Consider the following 18,401-nt stretch of genomic DNA (forward strand, 5'->3'; position numbering starts at 1 on the left):
TTATAAAAGACAAAAGCCACGACATCCATCGGGGCTCCTGTATCAACTAAACCTAAACTATAAATACTAACCAAATATTTATGGCGCAAAACTAAGGTTGCATTGTAAAATTCAGGTTAAGTGTATATGATTTATAAGGTTCAGAAAAAAATAGTTTTCTGAGGGTTTACAAAAGAAAAAATCAGGTATATGGCTTCGCTTTATACCTGATTCATTAGGCCTTCCGGCTATTTCTTAACAGGAATTTCCTGTAAAACTTTCAATAAATAACTCCAGTATTTCTGTACCGAAGAGATTTTCACGCATTCATCGGGAGAATGTGCCCCATGAATGGTAGGACCAAAAGAGATCATATCCATTCCCGGAAGGTGAGCACCTAAGATACCACACTCTAAACCAGCATGACAAGCATTTACATTTGGCTCTGCATTAAAGGTTGTTTTATACAACGTAGTCATCAATCTTAAAATATCAGAATCTGCATTTGGTTTCCATCCCGGATAATCTCCACTGCGGGAAACATCACAGCCCATATTTGCCAATGCTGCGCCTACTGCATTTGCCACATCGTCTTTAGTGCTTTCTACACTGCTGCGTTGCAGGGATTGCGTAATAAACTCGCCACCTTTGATGATAACCCTGGCCAGGTTTGAAGATGCTTCAACCAGGTCGGCAATATCAGGGCTCATTCGGAATACCCCATTTGGAATCGCATAAATTGCATTTACAATTTTTTGGAAATCGACTTTATCCATTCCATGTTCAGGAAGGGCGGTTTCTTCAGCATTGATACTTAAACCAGCTTCGATGCTTTGGTATTCTTCTTTTAGAATCGCCGAAAAATCAGCGATAAAAGTAAGAAAAGCATCTTTTTGACTTGCAGGAACACTAACGACTGCTTTAGATTCACGTGGAATTGCGTTTCTTAAACTTCCACCATCTACCGTACTTAATTGTAAGTCCACTGATTTAAGTCCAGCGTAAAACAGGCGGTTCATCAATTTATTGGCATTTGCTCTTCCTTTGTGGATGTCCATTCCGGAATGGCCGCCAACAAGGCCTTTGATCGTAATCTGGTAAGCCAGCTGATCTTTAGCGATTGGTATTTGTTTATAGTGATAAATGCTGTTCGTATCTATCCCACCGGCACAGCCAATGGTCAATTCATCATCTTCTTCTGTATCCAGGTTTAACAGGATAGTTCCCGATAGATTGGCAGGATCAAGTTCTTTAGCACCCGTCATTCCGGTTTCTTCATCGATGGTAAATAAAGCTTCGATGGCAGGATGAACAATGGTAGAGGAAGCGAGGATGGCCATGATGGTCGCCACACCGATTCCGTTATCTGCTCCAAGTGTAGTTCCCTTTGCACGTACCCAATCGCCATCTACAAACATCTCTATTCCTTGTGTTGCAAAGTCGAAATTACTGTCGCCGTTTTTCTGATGAACCATATCCAGGTGTGATTGCATGATCACCGTCTGTCTGTTTTCCATACCGGCAGTAGCTGCTTTCCTGATCACGACATTGCCTGTCTTATCCTGAATGGTTTCCAGACCAAGGCTGTTGCCATAGTTAACCATGAACTCAATCACCTGTTCTTCTTTTTTTGAAGCTCGTGGTACTGCGTTGAGGTTTGCAAAATTATTCCAAAGTTCCTGAGGTTCTAAATTTTTGACTTCCATTACTATCTCTTTGTTGTTTCAAACAAAGCTAGAAAAACCATCAGGATATTCTTTAGGGAAAGGAGATAATATCCATAAAAAAAGACCGTACCGGTGTGTGAGCCGGTACGGTCGATAGATATCAAAAAAGCGAGAGATTGCGGTTAATAGCCTGGGTTTTGTTTCAATTCTTTGTTTTTGTTGATCTCATCACGACTAAAAGGCCTGAAATAGATCTTATCATTCCAGGAACGGTCTTCCTGGGCGGTCTCTGTGGTAGGCGTATACGTATAATCGTAAATAGAAGGATCATATTTGTACTTATCTGCCAGTGTCTTTCCAGCCTTAAACTTACCTGTCACCTTGATATAAGTGGTTTTCCGGCCAAGTGTTTCTTTGGCAATCATCCATCGGCGGGCATCGTGATAACGTTGCTCTTCGTACACCATTTCTATGCGGCGCTCATGTCGGTAGATCTCTCTGAGTTGATCTTGTCCCATCTGTGTTATGGCCGGCATTCCTGAACGGAAGCGAATCCGGTTTAACCAAAGCAGCGCCTCGCTTACCTGACCAACTTCAATACTTGCTTCGATATAATTCATCACCGCTTCCGTATACCTGAAGAATGGCCAAGGCACAAACTGAGGCATAGAAGCATCCACAATATTCGGATCCGGATCAATAAATTTATGGGTATAATAACCTGTCCAGCTTCCATTCCAGCTTTCAATAGGTCCCGAACGGGTATCTAATCCTTTAGCAGTGATCAGCTTTCCTTCTACCATCAGGTCGTACTCCCCGGTTTGAATCTGGCTTGCGGGATCTACATTTCCAGATACCTTATCTCTCGGTTTCCATCCCGCACCATCATACAGCACAGTGGCATAAAACCGGGGATCTCTGTTTTGGTAAGGGGCTGCTTTTTTTTCAGGATCAGCCCAGCTGAACTTTGTGCCATCGGCCATTTCATAATCATCAACCAGTAAACCTACAGGGGTATTACCTGCCCAGTTGCGGTATCCATTCGGACCATTTGCACGTGCATAACGCATGTCGCTACGGTCGATAAAATACCTGGCCAGGATGAGTTCTGAACCTGCCGCTCCATCAATACCGGGCGCTTTACTTCCGCCACCCATGGCCAGACTTTTGTAATTATTGCGTCCTTCTTCCGGAGAAACTTTAGCAGAAAGGTCCAGTTTATATCCTCGTCCCGGTGCATCCATTACCGCTTTAGCGGCAAGCTGTGCGTCTCTCCAGCGTTGCTGCTGATCGCCATCCGTATACACCAATGGTGCCAGTTGTTCTGCATTTAAACCTGCAAGCAAAGTAGATTTCGCTTTTGCTTTGGTCTGGTCGTGTAAATCGCTGGCAGCATAGAGTAAAACTCTCGATTTTAAAGCCAGCGCAGCCAATGCCGGAGCCCTTCCTTTTCCAATAGTTTTACCCGTTAGCAATCTATTCGCGTCTTCGCAATCCTTAAGGATAAAATCAACGCATTCTTTATAGGTTCCGCGTTTTGCATTGTAGTCATCATTCAAAACATAGACCTTTGTAATCAGCGGAACACCGCCATAGTACCTTAACAGCTGGTGGTAAAAATAGGCACGAAGGAAATGAGCTTCTCCCAGGAGTCTGTCTTTCAGCGTCTGATCAGTAATGCCATTCTCTGTTCCTGATAATTTCTCTATCGTGATGTTACAAGTCCGGATGCGGTTATACATTTTCGCATATCCCCAGGTATCGTCTACCCAACCCAGTGTAGAAGGGTTAATTGTACTGGAATTGACCAGATCTATTCCTCTGTTTGGATGGGTAAAAAGCGATTCATCCGATACCGACGACAACATCTGTTCCGAGAAACCGCCTACACTCAGGCCGTTGTAAATCTCCAGTACAAAAGCGTCTGCCAGACCTCCATCCTGCCAGATCAGTTCTGTAGGAATAGTGGTTGGCGGTTTTTCAGAAAGAAAGTCTTTTTTGCAACCCGTTGCCAGCAAAGCCATTGCAGCAATTGCCCATATATATGTATTCTTGATTGTTAATTTCATCTTCTATATTTTTTAGTTTCAGTGGTCCTGGTTTGACTTAAAAAGTAGCTTTGATTCCGGTGTTGATCACCCGGGCCTGCGGATAGTACTGAGCGCTGGAATTGGTAGATTCCGGATCCCAGATTTTGATTTTATCCAGTGTAAACAGGTTCAGTCCGCTTACATAAACCCTCAAAGCAGTTAGTCCCATCTTTTTACTCAAAGTACCCGATAAAGAATAACCCAACTCCACGTTCTTTAATCTGATATAGTTGTTGCTGCGAATCCAGTAAGTATTTCTGGCAGCATTGTTCATGTCGGTGTAATAGGTTTTTCCGCGGTTAGAAAGGCGTGGATTTTCGGAGCTTGGATTGTCTATCGTCCATCGGTTTTTATAAGACCACTCCAGGAAATTTCCGATATCACCCGATTCCGTTAAGCCGATGATCTGTACCCCACCAGTAGCACCCTGAACCAATACAGACAGGTCGAAGTTTTTATACTGAAGGTTTAAGTTTAATCCGCCTGTAAAGGTTGGCGTACTTGTTTTATCCAGCCTGATCTGGTCGTCGGCATTGATCTTTCCATCTCCGTTGGTGTCCTGAAACTTCATGTCTCCGGGCAATAACTTCGGCGTAATCGAACTATAGTCGATCGTGTTTGCCTCAATTTCGGCCCGGTCTCTGAAAACCCCTGCAAACTGATAAGCCAGTTCTGTTTTGGTAGGCATGCCTGTAGAGCGTTGCCATTCCGGTGCACCTGGAGTTTCATCCCAGAAAACAATCTTATTTTTTGCATATCCTCCATTTACGCTGATGCCATAGCCAAACTCTCCGGCCCGGTCATTATAGCTCAGTTTAAATTCATATCCGCTGTTGTTCACTTTCCCCAGGTTTACCGGAGGCAGTTTGTCTATAATTCCTGAACTTTCAGGAACGGAATTACCTCTGCTGATGAGGATATTTGTTCTTTTATTAGAGAAATAGTCAAACTCCAGCGACAGCTTATTGTCCAGAAAGGACGCATCTAAACCGATATTAGTATTGTTCGCTACTTCCCAGCTAAAATTCGGATTGGGAACACGGTTTTCAGACAAGGTCTGGCTAAGTTGATCGTTCACGACATAGTTTCCAAAACCTGCGGTACTCAGGTATTGATATTCTGCCAGCGCATCGCCAAAATAGGCTTCGGCTCCCATCTGTCCCCAGGAACCTCTTAGTTTCAGGTTGTTTACAAATTTCACGTTGTCTTTAAAGAAAGGCTCTTCAGACAAGCGCCAGCCCAGGGATACTCCCGGAAAGAAGCCATAACGTTTATCCTCCGGGAAGATGTAAGAACCATCTACCCTCCAAAGGAATTCGGCAAGGTATTTTTCTTTATAGTTGTAACCCAGCCTTCCGAAATAGCTCAGACGTGCTCTGTTAAACAAGTTATTTGGTGCATCTGCAGGGTTGCCTACCGTTTGCTCTTTATCACTTCCTGCAACCAGCTCCTGTAGCGCGGTAGAAAGGAAATAGCGGCGTGAAGCATTGAAGCCATCGTTATTTACCTTTTCACTCGTCATACCTGCCATCAGGCTAAAAGCATGTTCTCCGATTTTCTTATCGTAGTTGGCCATGGTCATCAGGTTGATCGCCAGCTGATCTCCGGCAGTTTCCGTCAGACTGGCATCTTTACGTTCCGAGCTCACCGCTCCAACCAGCTTCGGTGTTACCCCATCGGCTTCAAAAGTCTGTTTATCCCAGCTGTACAAGGTCCATGGCGTTTGCCATCTTTTTTGCCGGCCTGCAAATTTATCAATGGATGCTGTACCCGTTAATTTTAATCCCTCTACGCCGGGAATCTTGATTTCTACTTTACCGGTAGTCTGGAAATAGTCTCTTTTATCTTTGTTATAACCCGTGAGATCTGTGGTCGTCACATAAGGGTTGTAGCCAAATTCAATGGCTGGTCCCGGTAAACCATTGGGCCAGACCTCCACTTCATTCGGTCTTCCGCGCATCAGCATCCTGAAGATATCTCCAGCACCTACCGTAGGGAAATTCCGCAGCTCTTCTCTTGCGGTAACCCCAAGGGTAGTGGTGATGTATTTATTTAATGTCGCTTCAAGGTTAATCCTCATGTCGTACTGCTTATAACCCGTTGCCGACTTTTTATAATAACCATCCTGATCCAGGTAGCCCATTGAGATCAGGTATTTGATATTTTCCGCACCTCCATTGATCTGCAGGTTATGTCTTTGCTGCGGCGACCAGTTTTTAAGGGTCGTCTTGAACCAGTCGGTATTCGGATAGCGGAGCGGATCTGAGCCGTTTCTGAATTTCTCCATTTCATCCGGGCGAAAAGCAGCAGTAATCGTATTCCCATTATCAGTTCTCAGGTAAGAACCTGTATTTTTGAAACCCTGAGAAGCTGCGCTCCATTGGTTGTCCGGCAGATCTGAGCTAAAGATTTTCAACTCATTCAGGATCTCTGCATACTGAACAGAGTTCGACATTTTAGGTGTTCTGGTAGGCTGTTGTAACCCGTAGGAATAATCGTAAGAAAATTGAGGTTTACCTGCTTTACCTTGTTTGGTCGTTACTAAAATTACACCGTTTGCTGCTCTGGATCCGTAGATGGCCGCCGAAGCATCTTTCAATACGGATACGCTTTCTACATCATTCGGGTTCAGACGTTCCAAACCACCGGCCCTGTTAGGCACTCCATCGATCACGATTAAGGCATCACTATTTCCAAGGGAGTTGACACCACGGATACGGATCGAAGAACCATCATACCCCGGCTCTCCGCTCGATTGCATAGCTGTTACCCCAGGCATCCTTCCTGCAAGGGAATTGGACAGGTTTGCCGTTGGCGTTTTGGCCAGATCAGTCCCTTTTACAGAGGTTACCGCTCCGGAAACTACCGCCTTTTTTTGCGTACCGTATCCTACAACCACAATCTCCGATAAGTCCTGACTATTTTCCAGTAATTTCACATTGATCGTGCCCTGGCTGTTCACATCGATCTCCTGACTTACGAATCCGATATACGAAAACATCAGGACACCATTATCCGGAACCTTGATGCTGTACTTTCCAACGGCATCAGTTGTGGTCGCGATGCTGCTGCCTTTGAGTTTGACACTTGCTCCTGGAACAGCGACGCCCTTGGCATCGGTTACTGTTCCTTTCACCAATATTTCCGCTGCATCTGCATTTTTTGAGCGGATGACCACCAGGTTATCTTCCAGCGACTGGAATTTTAATCCGGTTCCCTTTAAGAAAATATCCAGTGCATCAGACACGAGAATGTCCTTTTCGATGAGGGTGATGCTTTTGGTTGCAGGAAGGTCTTCCTCGCTATAAAGCAATCTGAAATTACCCTTCTGTCCGAGGATGGTCAGGGCATCTTTTAATTTCACTTTTCTGAGGTCCAGATCCACCTTGGTATTTTGTGAATAGGTCGCTGCCGATACCTGTATGCACAGGAGGAACGAAAAAACAAAGCTCCAGTTTAACATTAGTATTATTTTTTTTCGGGAAAAGCCGGCACATAGAACTTTATTGCACAGTCCTTTTTTTTTCATAGATTTGTGAATTTCAAAGTTAAAAATCTGATAATGGTAGCTTTAGCTACCCTTGAAGGTTTGGAAAAGGGGGAAAATGTTGGCGCATTTACTCCCTTTTTTTTTTAGTAAATAATTACGTCATCTGCTTTAAGTTTAAAGTGAAAAGGTTTGATTAATTGCATCGCCGTTAAGGCTTCTTTGATGTTTTCATTTTTAAAAATTCCGGTGAAACGATAAGATTTAGGTACGTTCGCGGCGATCTCGATTTGAACGTTAAACCAGCGCTCCAGTTTAGGTTTTAATTCCTCAAATGATTCGTTTTTAAAGACCAGGACATCATCTTTCCAGGATGTTTCTTCGATATAATCCTGTCCTGCAATTCGTACAGGGGCTATATTTTCGATTTTTAACGTCAGGTCATCTGAATCCTGAAGCAGGGCTTTTTTATCCTTTGTTTTCTTGTTTTCTGTAAGCGCGAATTTTTCAGATGGTTTTAAAAGAATTTTTTGCTGAGACTTGCTGTTGACCGAAAGTTCTATAGAGCCCCGGAGCAGGGTGGCCTCAGAGACCTGATCCAGGTCATAAGCTTTTACATTGAATGCCGTCCCTAAAACCTTTATGGAAATCTTGTTGGTCTGCACGATGAAAGTGCGGTTTTTCTGATGGGCCACATCAAAGAATGCTTCTCCGATCAGGTACACCAATCGTCTTCCTTTTTCATTGAGTTTACTATCGTAAGAGAGTTTGCTGTCTGCATTGAGCCAAACAAGTGTGCCATCGGGAAGTGTGATCTTTTTACGCATTCCTTTGCCACTCACAATTACTGTATCAAAATCTACCGTTTTTCTATTCAGCTGAAATAAAGCAGCAAGACAAATCAAAAAGAGGCTGCAGGCAATGGCAAAAACGCCTACATATTTCTTATACCAGCTGGAAGGTATTTCTTCCTCCAGGAGTACAGGTTCAAACTCTTCAGAAAATTTTAGTTTATGTTGTTCAAAGATTCGGTTAATGTACAGGTTATGGGAAGGCTTTTCTGCTCCGGAATCGCTCCAGATTTCTTTCAACACCTCCTCATAATGCAGGGAATCAGGATAGATAGCCATGAGTTCATCCAGCTCTTCCAACTCATGCGTTGTAGCTTCATTGGCCATTTTTCGGGCCAATAGTTCCATTATTCTATTGCTATCCATTTGGACGGTTCGTTCTGAAGTTTATATTGGTTGTTTGTATAGGACAATATTTTTCAGGAAACTCCCTAGTCGGATAAGAAAAAAAATGAAAATAATTTACAGGACTCCCAATTTTGGGGATTAAATTATTGATCTACCCTTCATACTTGTGAAATTCGGTGATCGTTAAGTAATATCCGTCCGGATCTCTAAGTGAAAATTCCATTTTCGTTGAATTGGGATTTAAGTGGACATCTTCTTCAATAGGCCAAGCCAGCTTTTCGACATTTTGTCGAATCACAGGCATATTTTCAGTCCTGAAATAAAGGATCAGTCCATTGCCTGGTGTAATATTCGGGTTCATCATGGTTGGATGTTCGTCTTCTCCCCATTGATGAAGGCACATTATAATTTCATTATTTTCAGAAACGAGGATATCAAACTTCTTTCCTCCATGCAAGCTTCTCCAGTTAAAGACCGTTTGATACCATTTAGCACTGGTTTCAACATCTTTTACAGCTATTATAGGGTCCATTTTTGTCATCATATCATTTTTCCTATTGTAAAATATGCAAGGCGTATATTAGCTTTACATCAGGTTAAGTTCCATCTTCAGGATGGCCGTTAATTTCTTTACTGCGGTAACCAGATGGGCATCTACGGTTTTTACAGAGATATTTAAAATGGCCGCCGTTTCTTTGTAACTCAAACCATCTTCTTTAATGAGCTTGAATACCAGCTGGCATTTGCCGGGCAAAGATTGCGTAGCGCGTTCCAGTTTTTTCTTCAGCTCTCCGTTGATTAGCAATTGTTCAGGATTCAAGGCGTCCAGGGCAACTTCAACCTCGATGTCATCAATGGATACCAGTTCTTGCCGGGCGTGTTTGTTCAGGGCATTCAGGGAAAGGTTCCTGGCAATCACAAAAGCATAAACCCTCACATTTTCCACCTCCGGCAGCTTCTGCCTGTTCTTCCATAGCGTAATCATGACATCACTTGCCACCTCCTCCGATAACTCTCTCGACTTTAACAAGCAATAGCTGAACCGATACAAAGAAGGGAACAGTCCCTTAAAAAGTTGTTCATAGGAACTCTGACTGTCATATAAAGCAATGTGACTGATCAGGCTATTTAAGTCGGGTGCATGCTTGGACATAGGAGGTTTAGGTTAGATTAATTCAAATGTATGAATTTAACAATACCATCCAAATCTTTGTATATTTACTTAAGTTCAGAACTTTCTGAGCTTAAAACTGTTAGTAGTGTTAAGCTATAGTGTTATTTGTACATTAACGGGGTTTGAATCAATGTATAAAAAGGCAATCTCATTCTATAAAACAAGCTGGCCTGGGTTAATATTAGTCGTAATATTTTCCTTTACTTTTATTTTTGGCTTTCTGAAAGCGACATTTCCGGAAACTTTTTATGAAAAGGCAAGCGGAAAAATTGATACCGCCATTATTGGAATTGGTTATTATCAGAACAACCATACGGTTGCGCTGAAACTGGATTCCGGCAACCTGACCTTACGTCAAAACTATCCACTATGGTGGTATGCGCCACACCCGAAAGCGGCAGACCTCAAATCCGGGAAACAAGTGTCTGTTTTGATGAAAAAATCTACAGGCAGCTTTTTTGGAATCAAAGCAGAAGGAAAGGTCATTCAACCCGCCTGGTTTGATATTTTAACAGATTATTTCAATTCCCCTTCGGTATTAGTGGTCATGATTGGTTGTTTCCTGCTGATCAGCATTTATCATTATATGGAGGTGATTAAGAATACCTATCTATGGATGCCTTATGCGCTGGGAATCGTGGCATTAACGGTCTTTTGGGGTTACCTGAATGTGATTATATTTACTATCGTTTTTCTCGTAGTGGTCAAATATATCCTGAAGAAAAGAAAAGCACAACAACTCAGCAATCAGCCGGCAATTGACTGATCCTATTTACTTTGATCGGCAGACTATAAGTTGACATGGGGTATAAAACGTACATATGGAAGTATTTGTCTCCCATATGTACATTTACATCAGTTAATGACCATGGCCACCTGCGGCAACCGGATGAAGCTCAAACTTCAAATCCAGGTCATTGGCTCCGGCAAATCTGCTGGCAAAATTGACATCGCTCCAATCAGCAGCAGTGATATTGGCTTTCACCCCAGGGTTAAGGTGGCGCAACACATAGCGAAAAGTAAATCCTTCAGATGCTTTATCAACGGTCAGGTAGCCTGTTACACCTACGTTCACCTTTTTATTGTCTTTATCCCGGTCTGCATAAGCATAGGTTAAGACTCCGGCAGGTGCTCCCAAAATAAAAGCCTGATGAATGTCATGCTTACTTAAAAACTCCTGCTGCATTTCCCGGTTGGCAAAGTCAAAGGATTTCAAGGTTAGTTTATAAGTCTTGCCTGCGGTCAGGTGCATATGCGTTCCTACGGGCGCCAAGCCTTTACTATCGAAAGAAATGGTTTCGGGTTTCGCATCAGCGATGGGATTGTAATGGAAGTGGTCGTTATGGGCTTCACGTTCCACTTCCAGGAAAGTAAGCTCTGCCTTTCCGATTTCTTCTTCCGGTATTTCTGGTTTCGGATCCTTCTTACAGGCGTTAAAAGTTAATGCAATGATTGCAACTAAAACAGCTAATGAGTAATGACGTAATTTGTTCATGTTTGTAATTTATTATTGGTAAGCAATTAAAATTTATAGGCTAAACGAAGGGTAATATTTCTTCCCATATCATGGGTATAATACCGGTAGCGGTTCATGTAATCTTTGTAGGCCGTATTGAAAAGGTTATCGACGGTCAGGTTTAAACCCAATTCCCGGGCAGCAAATTTGAATCGGGCACCTGCTGCCAGTTGAATCAGCTGATAGCCTGGCGGAGGAGCTGCATAATCACTTTCCGGTTCATACCGGGTTTGTCTTCTGACCAGACTATGTCCCAGCTGTAAATACGCCGTGTTTTGTTGATCGGGATTCAGATCAAACTTCAGGGAATGGGTGATTCTGTCGGATGGAATATAAGGCAGGTATTTATCTTCGCTCAGGTCTTTCGCCCGAACAACAGCTGCATTTAGCTGATAAGACAGATGAGCAAGGAAAGTGTATGTTCCTGACAAGTCAGCTCCTGTAAATAAGGCATTGGTTTGCCCGTATCTGAATATCGGATAAGTCCCCGCGATGGTTTGGCGGAAATTGTCATCCGGCCTGGTATAGATATAATTGTGGAGGTATTGGGCGTATACATCCAGATTGAAAAAAAGTTCAGAAGAAATACGTCTGATGGAGCTTACCCATTTATAGCCTTGTTCGGCTTTGATGTCTGCATTTCCGATTTCAAATAAACCGGCACCATGATGTAAGCCGTTACTAAACAACTCATTTGCCGTTGGTGCCCTCCAGGCAAGGCCGATATTGGAAGACAAATGCCATTCTGGATTGATTTTCCATAATGCGCCAACAGATCCCGTTACATTGTGAAAACGACGCTGTCCGCCATAAGATTCGGATTGTTCATACTGATACCTGAACCCTGCAGCTTCAAATGTTTTAAAATCGTAACGTATTCCTGCTTCAAATTCAAAAGTCTTTCCGGCCCAACGCTGCATCAAAAATACACCCGATGTAAAGCTGTCGTAATTTGGAATAAAAGTATTGGCCAGTGTTCCAGGGATATTGTTATTGACCTGAACAGTTCCATTAAATCCAAACAAACGCTTAGATCCGTTTTGCAGCTGTTGTTCGAAATTCAGGTCCATGGTATGCGTACGGAGTACTAGGTCTGTGATCGGTAAAGCCTCCCGGTCTCCACGCCGGAAATCAAACTCTTTTCTATGATTCCGCTGATAACCATAAACCACAGACAGGGATTTTCCTTCCTTAAAATCATAATTGGCTTTTAGCTTCATCAGGTCGTGGAAAATCCGTTGTCTCGGAGCAGTAATGCGATAGGTAAAATCATACGATTCCAAAGGCCGTCCATGGGCTATTCTGGCTTCAATATCTTCCTTTGTGCCCACATGTGCACTGTATAAAATTCCCAGTTCCGTACTGAACCGGCTATAGAAGGCTTCATAACTTGAATTCGCAGTCGTGTATCCCAATGCAGCAGAATAATTCAGTTCGTTGACTCCGGTATTTCCCAGGTAATAATCAGCAGTTCGGATATTTCCAGCTTTCTTTAATGTCCCCTGAACCCTCCAGCCAAATCCAGGTAATTGTTTCAGTCCGCCGTTAAGCATTGCGGAAGCAGTACCGGCCCTTCCATTCGAAGCCCCGCTGAGGTTTATACTTCCGCCAATCCCTTCAGAGACTGGCAAAACAGGCGGTTCTACAATCACCACCCCCGCGAGTGCTTCTGCACCGTACCTGACAGATTCAGCTCCTTTGACCACCTGTATCCGCGTTGCAATTGCCGGATCAATTTCCGGAGCATGTTCTGCCCCCCACTGCTGCCCTTCCAGTCTGATCCCATTATTCAGGATCAGGATGCGGTTGCTGTGTAGTCCATGGATCACTGGTTTAGAAATGGTAGCACCTGATTTCAGCATGCTTACGCCCGAAACAGCAGTTAAGGTCTCCGCCAATGTTCCTCCCTTAGAAAGTTCCAGCTCCCTTTGATTTAGTGTGGTAGAAATACTGGTTTTAGGCCGTTGTTTTTGCCCTCCTTTTACCCCCACCTCTTTCAGCTGAATCACAGCAGGTTTCGACAAGGTATCCGGAGTTTTCTGCGCATAGGAATAACCCGCAGATAAATACAGGGCAAAAGGGATTAAAAATAACCTCTTTAACATAGAAAAAAATTAAAAATGAAATGATGATGCGCTGGATGCAACGCATAGAAAAATAAAAGCCTAAGCTAAAACCGGGGGGCCTCTGTTGATCCGGCCAACGATCGGCAAACGGATTAACCCTTTCTCAGCAGTGGCTTCAAACGTAAGCTGAGCTATATCCAGATGGGCCAGGAAAACTGAAGTGATAGCAATTAAAGGGATGGGATGATGCTTCGTCAGCAGCTGACAAAAATTACATTTGATGTGGTTGGTACTCAATTTATCATGACCATCAGGTCTCAATTCCAAACCTTCGTCGTGATGGTGATGCATCTCCAAAATAGGCATCCCCGAAAAAACAGCAACCATCAGGAAGAGGAGCAATCTTGTTGCTACCCATAAAAACAGTTCTTTTCTTCCTTTTATCACGCAACAAAGTTGCGTTTTATTTCCTTAACTTCATACTCGATCCCAGATTATTTTTGAATCCGGCGCTTACCAAAAGATCTCTGCAACCGTAACTCGCTCATTGTAACAATATAAGCTGATCTCCATCTTAATTAAATAAAAGCTTTATGCCATTAAAAGATCAAAGCCGATATGTTAGATTTTCAACAATTCAAAAAATTATACGCCGGGCACCTTGTCCTTGAAATTGATAAAATGACCATCGATCCCGGGATTTACTGGCTGAAGGGCGCAAACGGATCAGGAAAAAGTACGTTGTTAAAAGCCATAGCCGGACTGCTTTCTTTTGAAGGACAGATCAGCCTCTCTCCTGGTATCGACTTGAAAAAACAAAGTGTAGCCTATCGGAAAGTCGTCAATTTTGCGGAGGCCGAACCGATCTTCCCCGAATTCCTGACGGGAGAGGAAATGATCCAGATGTTTACCAGTGCCAAAGCTGGTCAGCCCGGACAAGCGGGAGATTACCTGGAAAGCATGCAAATGCAGCACTATGTAAAGCAACCCATCAGTACTTATTCCAGCGGAATGCTGAAGAAATTATCACTCGTTCTGGCCTTCATTGGTCAGCCCGAACTGATCTTACTGGATGAACCCTTAATTACCATTGACAGCGACTCTCTCCAGGTCCTTTACTCCTGGATCGTAGAAAAGCATCAAAAAGATGGAACCAGTTTTCTATTGGCTTCTCACCAGGCACTGGAACATGAAAGCCTTTCCAAAGCCCAGGTATTATGGGTAGAAAAGCAGACTTTAAAAGCCATTGCCCAATGACCGGATCTTTAACGCAACTGCTGATCAAAACATTCTCCAGAGGCTTCTTCCGTGTGCATTCGGGAATGTTGCTGTTTTTGTTTGTCGCAGTTTTCAGCTATTGTTTCTTTATCCTGACGGCAGGAACGATCACGCCAGACAAAGCATTGGTATTTAACATTATTTTTCTGCTCAGCTTTGCGAGCGCCCCGATCATGATGATTCTCGTCTTTATCGTCTGGCTGATTTATACCGTAAAAAGCTGGCAATATGTAGCGGCACAACTGCGCATGGATCAATACCAGTTCCTTTTTTACAGCAGTACTGCCCTGAGTAAAAGAAAACAATTTAAAAGCTGGTTTTTCGCGCAACTGTTCATTTCCATTCCCCTCATTGTTTATGGATTATTCAGTCTGGTTGCAGGAGCCATTTATGGACATTACCTCATCCCTGTGCTGATCGTTATTTACCTGCTGTTATTAAATGGCATCAGCGCCTTCCTTTATCTTCAGCTGATGAACCGCATCATGCGAAACGAGGAATCGACCACGCTAAACAAACTGACGAATAGTTGGAAAAAGCCATTCTCCATTTTGTTTCTTTATGACATCATCCACCGGAAGAAACTGGCTTTTTTAATCACTAAAATACTCTGCTGGGCGATTTTATCGGGTATATTTTTGCTTTTTGCAGATTTAAGAAACGATCTCAGGATCGCAGGAATGGCGATATTAGGGGTTGCGGTTGCCCATACTTTCCTGATCTATCAGGGGCAGCGTTTTGAGGTTCAGTATTTAAGCTTTTCTAAAAATTTTCCTTATTCCAGAAACAGGCTTTATGTACAACTCACCCTGTTGTATGTTTTGCTTTTATTGCCTGAAGGAATCTGGCTGTTCATCCGCTTTGATGCGATCACCGCATCAGGTTTATTTCTTCTGATGCTGAGCATTACCTTATTGTTCCGCAGCCTGCTGTATTGGCTGGGACTCCATATGAACAGTTACCTGCCCTGGGTCTTTGGACTTTTTATCCTGTTCTTCTGGATCATTATGTTTCAGTGGATCTGGGTTCTTATTCCGATAAACTTCTTTTTATCCTATGCCTTGTTTTTCAGAAATTATTACCGGTAAAATAGGATTTCAGCAGCAATCAATATTAGCTTAAATAGTCGTAAAGTTCGTAAGCGATGGCACAAAGTAAGCAAAAACCTATTCCAAAAAACAAGAGCCCAGAGACTCTCTTTTTATAGGCAAAGAACAAAATTATTCCTACAGACAGGAGTAATGGTCCACTAAAAAAAACTTGAATATATCCTTGGAAAGGGAAAACTTCCTCTGGCCATATAAAAAATAAAATGATCGGACTAACCAGGAAAACCCCTATGCCGTATATAATTTTTAAACCAGCTCCTTGTATCGTTCTTAACATAAATATTTATGCAAATTATTCTATTTAAATTGAATCATCAAGCCCTGCAACTTATTGATTTGGAAGTGTTTTGCAATTAATGTAATTTTGCAGCCTGCTAAAGGGGAAATAAAAAGCGACACATACATGAGGAGTAGGAAAGAGAAAATGCCTGTATTTATACAGGCGATGTACGGTACTGTGATTGGTTTAAGCTTTTTTCAACTGGCACTTAAAACTCCTGTCCAACCGGATATCATCAGTTCCGCTGCTACTTTAACCAATTTTTTAACCAGTACTTCTTTCTTCCGCTTGTTGTTTTTAGTCTTGACGGTCCTTCTGGTTGCACAGGAATGGGTTGCTCAGGAGCAGACAAAAAAATCAAAACGCCCGCTTTACTGGCACTATATCCCTCAATTCCTAGCCCTGTTCTGTCTCTCTCAGATGTTTACCGCTCTGGAAACACTTCAGCTTAAATACTGGTATGCCAATGCACTCGGCTATACGTTATGTAATGTTTTCGGCTTTTTTCTCCGCAATAAGGAAACCCATAAAACAACCAATATCCTTCAATATTTAAGGTATCTGATCCAGGTATTCCTGCTGGAAATCTTCTTTTTTATGATCCCGGCAGATTTCATCTGGCCTTTCTACCTGATTGCTTTTTTAGTAACGGCGTATGTACTCGTTTTTATCTGGTGGTTATGCAAAGTCCTTACTTTGTATTTTCAGCTAAAGGATAGCCCTTATCAATCCAATCCGTCTTAACATTTACAGGCAATTCCAATAGCCTGGCATTCTTAAACTTCAGGTCGTTGAGCAGCTGAAATGCAGGCCTGATATTCGGACATTTATCCATCGGGCAACAGCCACAATAAACCACCAATGCTGTATTTGCAGGAAGTCCTTTTAATGCTTGTGCGAATTTCTTCAGGTTTTCCTTTTCACTGGCAGCACCCATATTTACCGCTCCTTTAATGTTCTGAACCACGCCAATGTTATAGATCTTAACCTTCTGACCCCCACGGATCATTTTAACCAGGGTTTCAGGTTTCATCAACTGGCTGCTTGTCCAGGTATTTTTCTGTAAAGTAGCGCCCGTAGAAGGAAGTACCTGTGCTTGTGAAAAGCCAAATATGCCGACCATTAACAGGGTCAGCAGCGTGCTGCGAAAGGTGGTATTGTTCATATTCTTTAAATAATGCTGTAGCGGAGCAAGTTAAACATAAGCCGGAAAACTCCGGAAAGATCAATACATTCTTTACACGATCTGGTTTAAGATCAATACCCCTATTAAGCCAATCACCGCTACCAGCGTTTCCATGATAGACCAGGACCGGATCGTATCTTTAATTCCGAGGTTAAAATACTCTTTGAACATCCAGAATCCAGGGTCATTGACATGAGAAAACATTAAACTTCCCGCACCGATGGAAAGTACCATCAGCTCCGGATTTACGTTCGAGTTGATCATTAGCGGCGCAATAATTCCGGCAGCAGTTAAGCCCGCAACAGTTGCAGAACCCAGACAAACGCGGATCACCGCAGCAATCAGCCAGCCCAGGAATAAAGGTTCGATAGACAAACCTGCCAGGACATCCCCGATTTCTTTACTCACCCCACTATCCGAAAGCACCTGTTTTAAAGCACCTGATCCACCAATAATGAGCAGGATCATGGCAATATCTTTGACCGCATCGCCATAGATGGACATCACTTCCTTCATGCTCTTTCCCATCTTTATCCCAAGGGTGAAAGTGGTCAGACATAAAGTAAGAAACATCACAATGGAAGGCTCAGCTAAGAAACCGGCAAAGCCCGTTACCGCAGGGTTGTCTTTAAACAGCAAGACACAGACCGTCGTCAATGCCATTACAATTACCGGCAACAGCGCCGAGATGAAACTATTCCAGGTACCCGGCAATTTCTCTTCAGGTAAATCATCAGACTGAAAAGTTTTAAGCGGTACGGCAACAATATTTTTTAATGTTTTTGAATAAACAGGCCCTGCGATAATGATCGCTGGAATAGCGAGCATGATACCGTAAAACATGGTGAGTCCCATATTGGCATGGAACTGTAATACTAAAGCAGCAGGTGAAGGATGTGGCGGCAGGAAACCATGTGTAACCGATAAAGCAGCCAGCATTGGAAGCCCCAGGTATACTGCAGGTAATTTGTATTTGTAGACCACCGAAAAAATAAGCGGCACCATGAGTACAAAACCAACATTATAGAATAAAGGAATCCCGATGATAAAGCCAGTAGTCATTAATCCCCATTGAATGTATTTACGTCCAAAGATCTTCATCATTACCGCAGCGATTTTCTGTGCAGCTCCACTTGCAGCAACAAGCTTGCCCAGCATGGCTCCAAATACGATCACAATAATCAAGGAACCCAGGATGTCCCCTACTCCTTTTTGTACAGATTTAGTAATGCCCGTTAAGGGAACACCCAATGATAAACCTGCAAGGATAGACACAAAAAGAAAAGCAATAAAGGCATTGATCTTGCCCCAGGTGGTCAGCAAAACAAGCAACAGAATGCAACCGATAACGATAAGTACAGTCATGGATT

At 42.9% G+C, this 18,401-nt stretch carries 15 protein-coding genes; 4 read left to right on the forward strand and 11 right to left on the reverse strand.

The genetic code is table 11. The features are described 5' to 3' along the window. Positions 1 to 227: 227 nt before the first annotated feature. The 6 genes from AAFF35_RS24520 to AAFF35_RS24545 all read right to left on the reverse strand — a co-directional run bounded on the left by AAFF35_RS24520 (position 228) and on the right by AAFF35_RS24545 (position 9,575). Positions 228 to 1,685, reverse strand: a complete 1,458-nt coding sequence (locus tag AAFF35_RS24520; protein ID WP_342329177.1) for an aminoacyl-histidine dipeptidase — start codon at positions 1,683 to 1,685, stop codon at positions 228 to 230. Between the two features lie 143 nt (positions 1,686 to 1,828). Next, positions 1,829 to 3,715 (reverse strand): RagB/SusD family nutrient uptake outer membrane protein, encoded by a 1,887-nt coding sequence (locus AAFF35_RS24525; RefSeq protein WP_342329178.1) that lies wholly within the window; start codon positions 3,713 to 3,715, stop codon positions 1,829 to 1,831. 37 nt (positions 3,716 to 3,752) lie between these two features. Further along, positions 3,753 to 7,199 carry a SusC/RagA family TonB-linked outer membrane protein gene (locus tag AAFF35_RS24530; protein WP_342329179.1) on the reverse strand — a complete coding sequence of 1,149 codons (3,447 nt, stop codon included), beginning with the start codon at positions 7,197 to 7,199 and terminating at the stop codon, positions 3,753 to 3,755. A gap of 170 nt (positions 7,200 to 7,369) precedes the next feature. Next, a complete protein-coding gene (locus AAFF35_RS24535; RefSeq protein ID WP_342329180.1) occupies positions 7,370 to 8,440 on the reverse strand; it encodes a FecR domain-containing protein in 1,071 nt (356 codons plus the stop codon). A gap of 133 nt (positions 8,441 to 8,573) precedes the next feature. Continuing rightward, on the reverse strand, positions 8,574 to 8,954 hold the full coding sequence (locus AAFF35_RS24540; RefSeq protein WP_342329181.1) for a glyoxalase: 381 nt from the start codon (positions 8,952 to 8,954) through the stop codon (positions 8,574 to 8,576). 54 nt (positions 8,955 to 9,008) lie between these two features. Continuing rightward, positions 9,009 to 9,575 carry a sigma-70 family RNA polymerase sigma factor gene (locus AAFF35_RS24545; protein ID WP_342329182.1) on the reverse strand — a complete coding sequence of 189 codons (567 nt, stop codon included), beginning with the start codon at positions 9,573 to 9,575 and terminating at the stop codon, positions 9,009 to 9,011. Positions 9,576 to 9,726: 151 nt separating this feature from the next. Here AAFF35_RS24545 and AAFF35_RS24550 point away from each other — a divergent pair, with 151 nt between their 5' ends. After that, positions 9,727 to 10,362, forward strand: a complete 636-nt coding sequence (locus AAFF35_RS24550; protein ID WP_342329183.1) for a hypothetical protein — start codon at positions 9,727 to 9,729, stop codon at positions 10,360 to 10,362. A gap of 93 nt (positions 10,363 to 10,455) precedes the next feature. On the opposite strand, the gene AAFF35_RS24555 is transcribed toward AAFF35_RS24550, so the two are convergent. Genes AAFF35_RS24555 through AAFF35_RS24565 form a run of 3 tightly spaced genes read right to left on the reverse strand, consistent with a single transcriptional unit; the run spans position 10,456 to position 13,625 of the window. Continuing rightward, the gene (locus tag AAFF35_RS24555) at positions 10,456 to 11,091 is read right to left on the reverse strand and encodes a hypothetical protein (protein ID WP_342329184.1); all 636 of its coding nucleotides are present in this window, start codon (positions 11,089 to 11,091) and stop codon (positions 10,456 to 10,458) included. 26 nt (positions 11,092 to 11,117) lie between these two features. Next, positions 11,118 to 13,217 carry a TonB-dependent receptor gene (locus AAFF35_RS24560; RefSeq protein WP_342329185.1) on the reverse strand — a complete coding sequence of 700 codons (2,100 nt, stop codon included), beginning with the start codon at positions 13,215 to 13,217 and terminating at the stop codon, positions 11,118 to 11,120. Between the two features lie 60 nt (positions 13,218 to 13,277). Next, a complete protein-coding gene (locus tag AAFF35_RS24565) occupies positions 13,278 to 13,625 on the reverse strand; it encodes a hypothetical protein (RefSeq protein ID WP_342329186.1) in 348 nt (115 codons plus the stop codon). A 171-nt stretch (positions 13,626 to 13,796) separates the two neighbouring features. On the opposite strand from AAFF35_RS24565, the gene AAFF35_RS24570 reads away from it, so the two are divergent. The 3 genes from AAFF35_RS24570 (at position 13,797) to AAFF35_RS24580 (ending at position 16,589) form a co-directional block, all read left to right on the forward strand. Then, positions 13,797 to 14,435: an ATP-binding cassette domain-containing protein gene (locus AAFF35_RS24570; RefSeq protein ID WP_342329187.1), complete on the forward strand. Its 639-nt coding sequence runs from the start codon at positions 13,797 to 13,799 to the stop codon at positions 14,433 to 14,435. After that, positions 14,396 to 15,544, forward strand: coding sequence for a hypothetical protein (locus AAFF35_RS24575; RefSeq protein WP_342329188.1), 1,149 nt, complete (start codon positions 14,396 to 14,398; stop codon positions 15,542 to 15,544). The genes AAFF35_RS24570 and AAFF35_RS24575 overlap by 40 nt, the downstream gene beginning before the upstream one ends. 424 nt (positions 15,545 to 15,968) lie before the next feature. Next, on the forward strand, positions 15,969 to 16,589 hold the full coding sequence (locus AAFF35_RS24580; RefSeq protein ID WP_342329189.1) for a hypothetical protein: 621 nt from the start codon (positions 15,969 to 15,971) through the stop codon (positions 16,587 to 16,589). Here AAFF35_RS24580 and AAFF35_RS24585 read toward each other — a convergent pair. Both AAFF35_RS24585 and AAFF35_RS24590 read right to left on the reverse strand, forming a co-directional pair. Continuing rightward, the gene (locus tag AAFF35_RS24585) at positions 16,537 to 17,010 is read right to left on the reverse strand and encodes a rhodanese-like domain-containing protein (protein WP_342329190.1); all 474 of its coding nucleotides are present in this window, start codon (positions 17,008 to 17,010) and stop codon (positions 16,537 to 16,539) included. The genes AAFF35_RS24580 and AAFF35_RS24585 overlap by 53 nt on opposite strands. A 72-nt stretch (positions 17,011 to 17,082) precedes the next feature. Further along, the gene (locus AAFF35_RS24590) at positions 17,083 to 18,396 is read right to left on the reverse strand and encodes a gluconate:H+ symporter (RefSeq protein ID WP_342329191.1); all 1,314 of its coding nucleotides are present in this window, start codon (positions 18,394 to 18,396) and stop codon (positions 17,083 to 17,085) included. Positions 18,397 to 18,401: the final 5 nt, after the last annotated feature.

This window comes from Pedobacter sp. FW305-3-2-15-E-R2A2 (assembly GCF_038446955.1).
GTDB lineage: Bacteria > Bacteroidota > Bacteroidia > Sphingobacteriales > Sphingobacteriaceae > Pedobacter.

Bases quoted from the DNA above. Each gene is read 5' to 3' on its own strand.
- AAFF35_RS24545 (WP_342329182.1), bottom strand. From the start codon at position 9,575: ATGTCCAAGCATGCACCCGACTTAAATAGCCTGATCAGTCACATTGCT.
- AAFF35_RS24575 (WP_342329188.1), top strand. From the start codon at position 14,396: ATGGGTAGAAAAGCAGACTTTAAAAGCCATTGCCCAATGACCGGATCT.
- AAFF35_RS24535 (WP_342329180.1), bottom strand. From the start codon at position 8,440: ATGGATAGCAATAGAATAATGGAACTATTGGCCCGAAAAATGGCCAAT.
- AAFF35_RS24590 (WP_342329191.1), bottom strand. From the start codon at position 18,396: ATGACTGTACTTATCGTTATCGGTTGCATTCTGTTGCTTGTTTTGCTG.
- AAFF35_RS24540 (WP_342329181.1), bottom strand. From the start codon at position 8,954: ATGGACCCTATAATAGCTGTAAAAGATGTTGAAACCAGTGCTAAATGG.
- AAFF35_RS24560 (WP_342329185.1), bottom strand. From the start codon at position 13,217: ATGTTAAAGAGGTTATTTTTAATCCCTTTTGCCCTGTATTTATCTGCG.
- AAFF35_RS24525 (WP_342329178.1), bottom strand. From the start codon at position 3,715: ATGAAATTAACAATCAAGAATACATATATATGGGCAATTGCTGCAATG.
- AAFF35_RS24530 (WP_342329179.1), bottom strand. From the start codon at position 7,199: ATGTTAAACTGGAGCTTTGTTTTTTCGTTCCTCCTGTGCATACAGGTA.
- AAFF35_RS24555 (WP_342329184.1), bottom strand. From the start codon at position 11,091: ATGAACAAATTACGTCATTACTCATTAGCTGTTTTAGTTGCAATCATT.
- AAFF35_RS24550 (WP_342329183.1), top strand. From the start codon at position 9,727: ATGTATAAAAAGGCAATCTCATTCTATAAAACAAGCTGGCCTGGGTTA.
- AAFF35_RS24585 (WP_342329190.1), bottom strand. From the start codon at position 17,010: ATGAACAATACCACCTTTCGCAGCACGCTGCTGACCCTGTTAATGGTC.
- AAFF35_RS24570 (WP_342329187.1), top strand. From the start codon at position 13,797: ATGTTAGATTTTCAACAATTCAAAAAATTATACGCCGGGCACCTTGTC.
- AAFF35_RS24520 (WP_342329177.1), bottom strand. From the start codon at position 1,685: ATGGAAGTCAAAAATTTAGAACCTCAGGAACTTTGGAATAATTTTGCA.
- AAFF35_RS24580 (WP_342329189.1), top strand. From the start codon at position 15,969: ATGAGGAGTAGGAAAGAGAAAATGCCTGTATTTATACAGGCGATGTAC.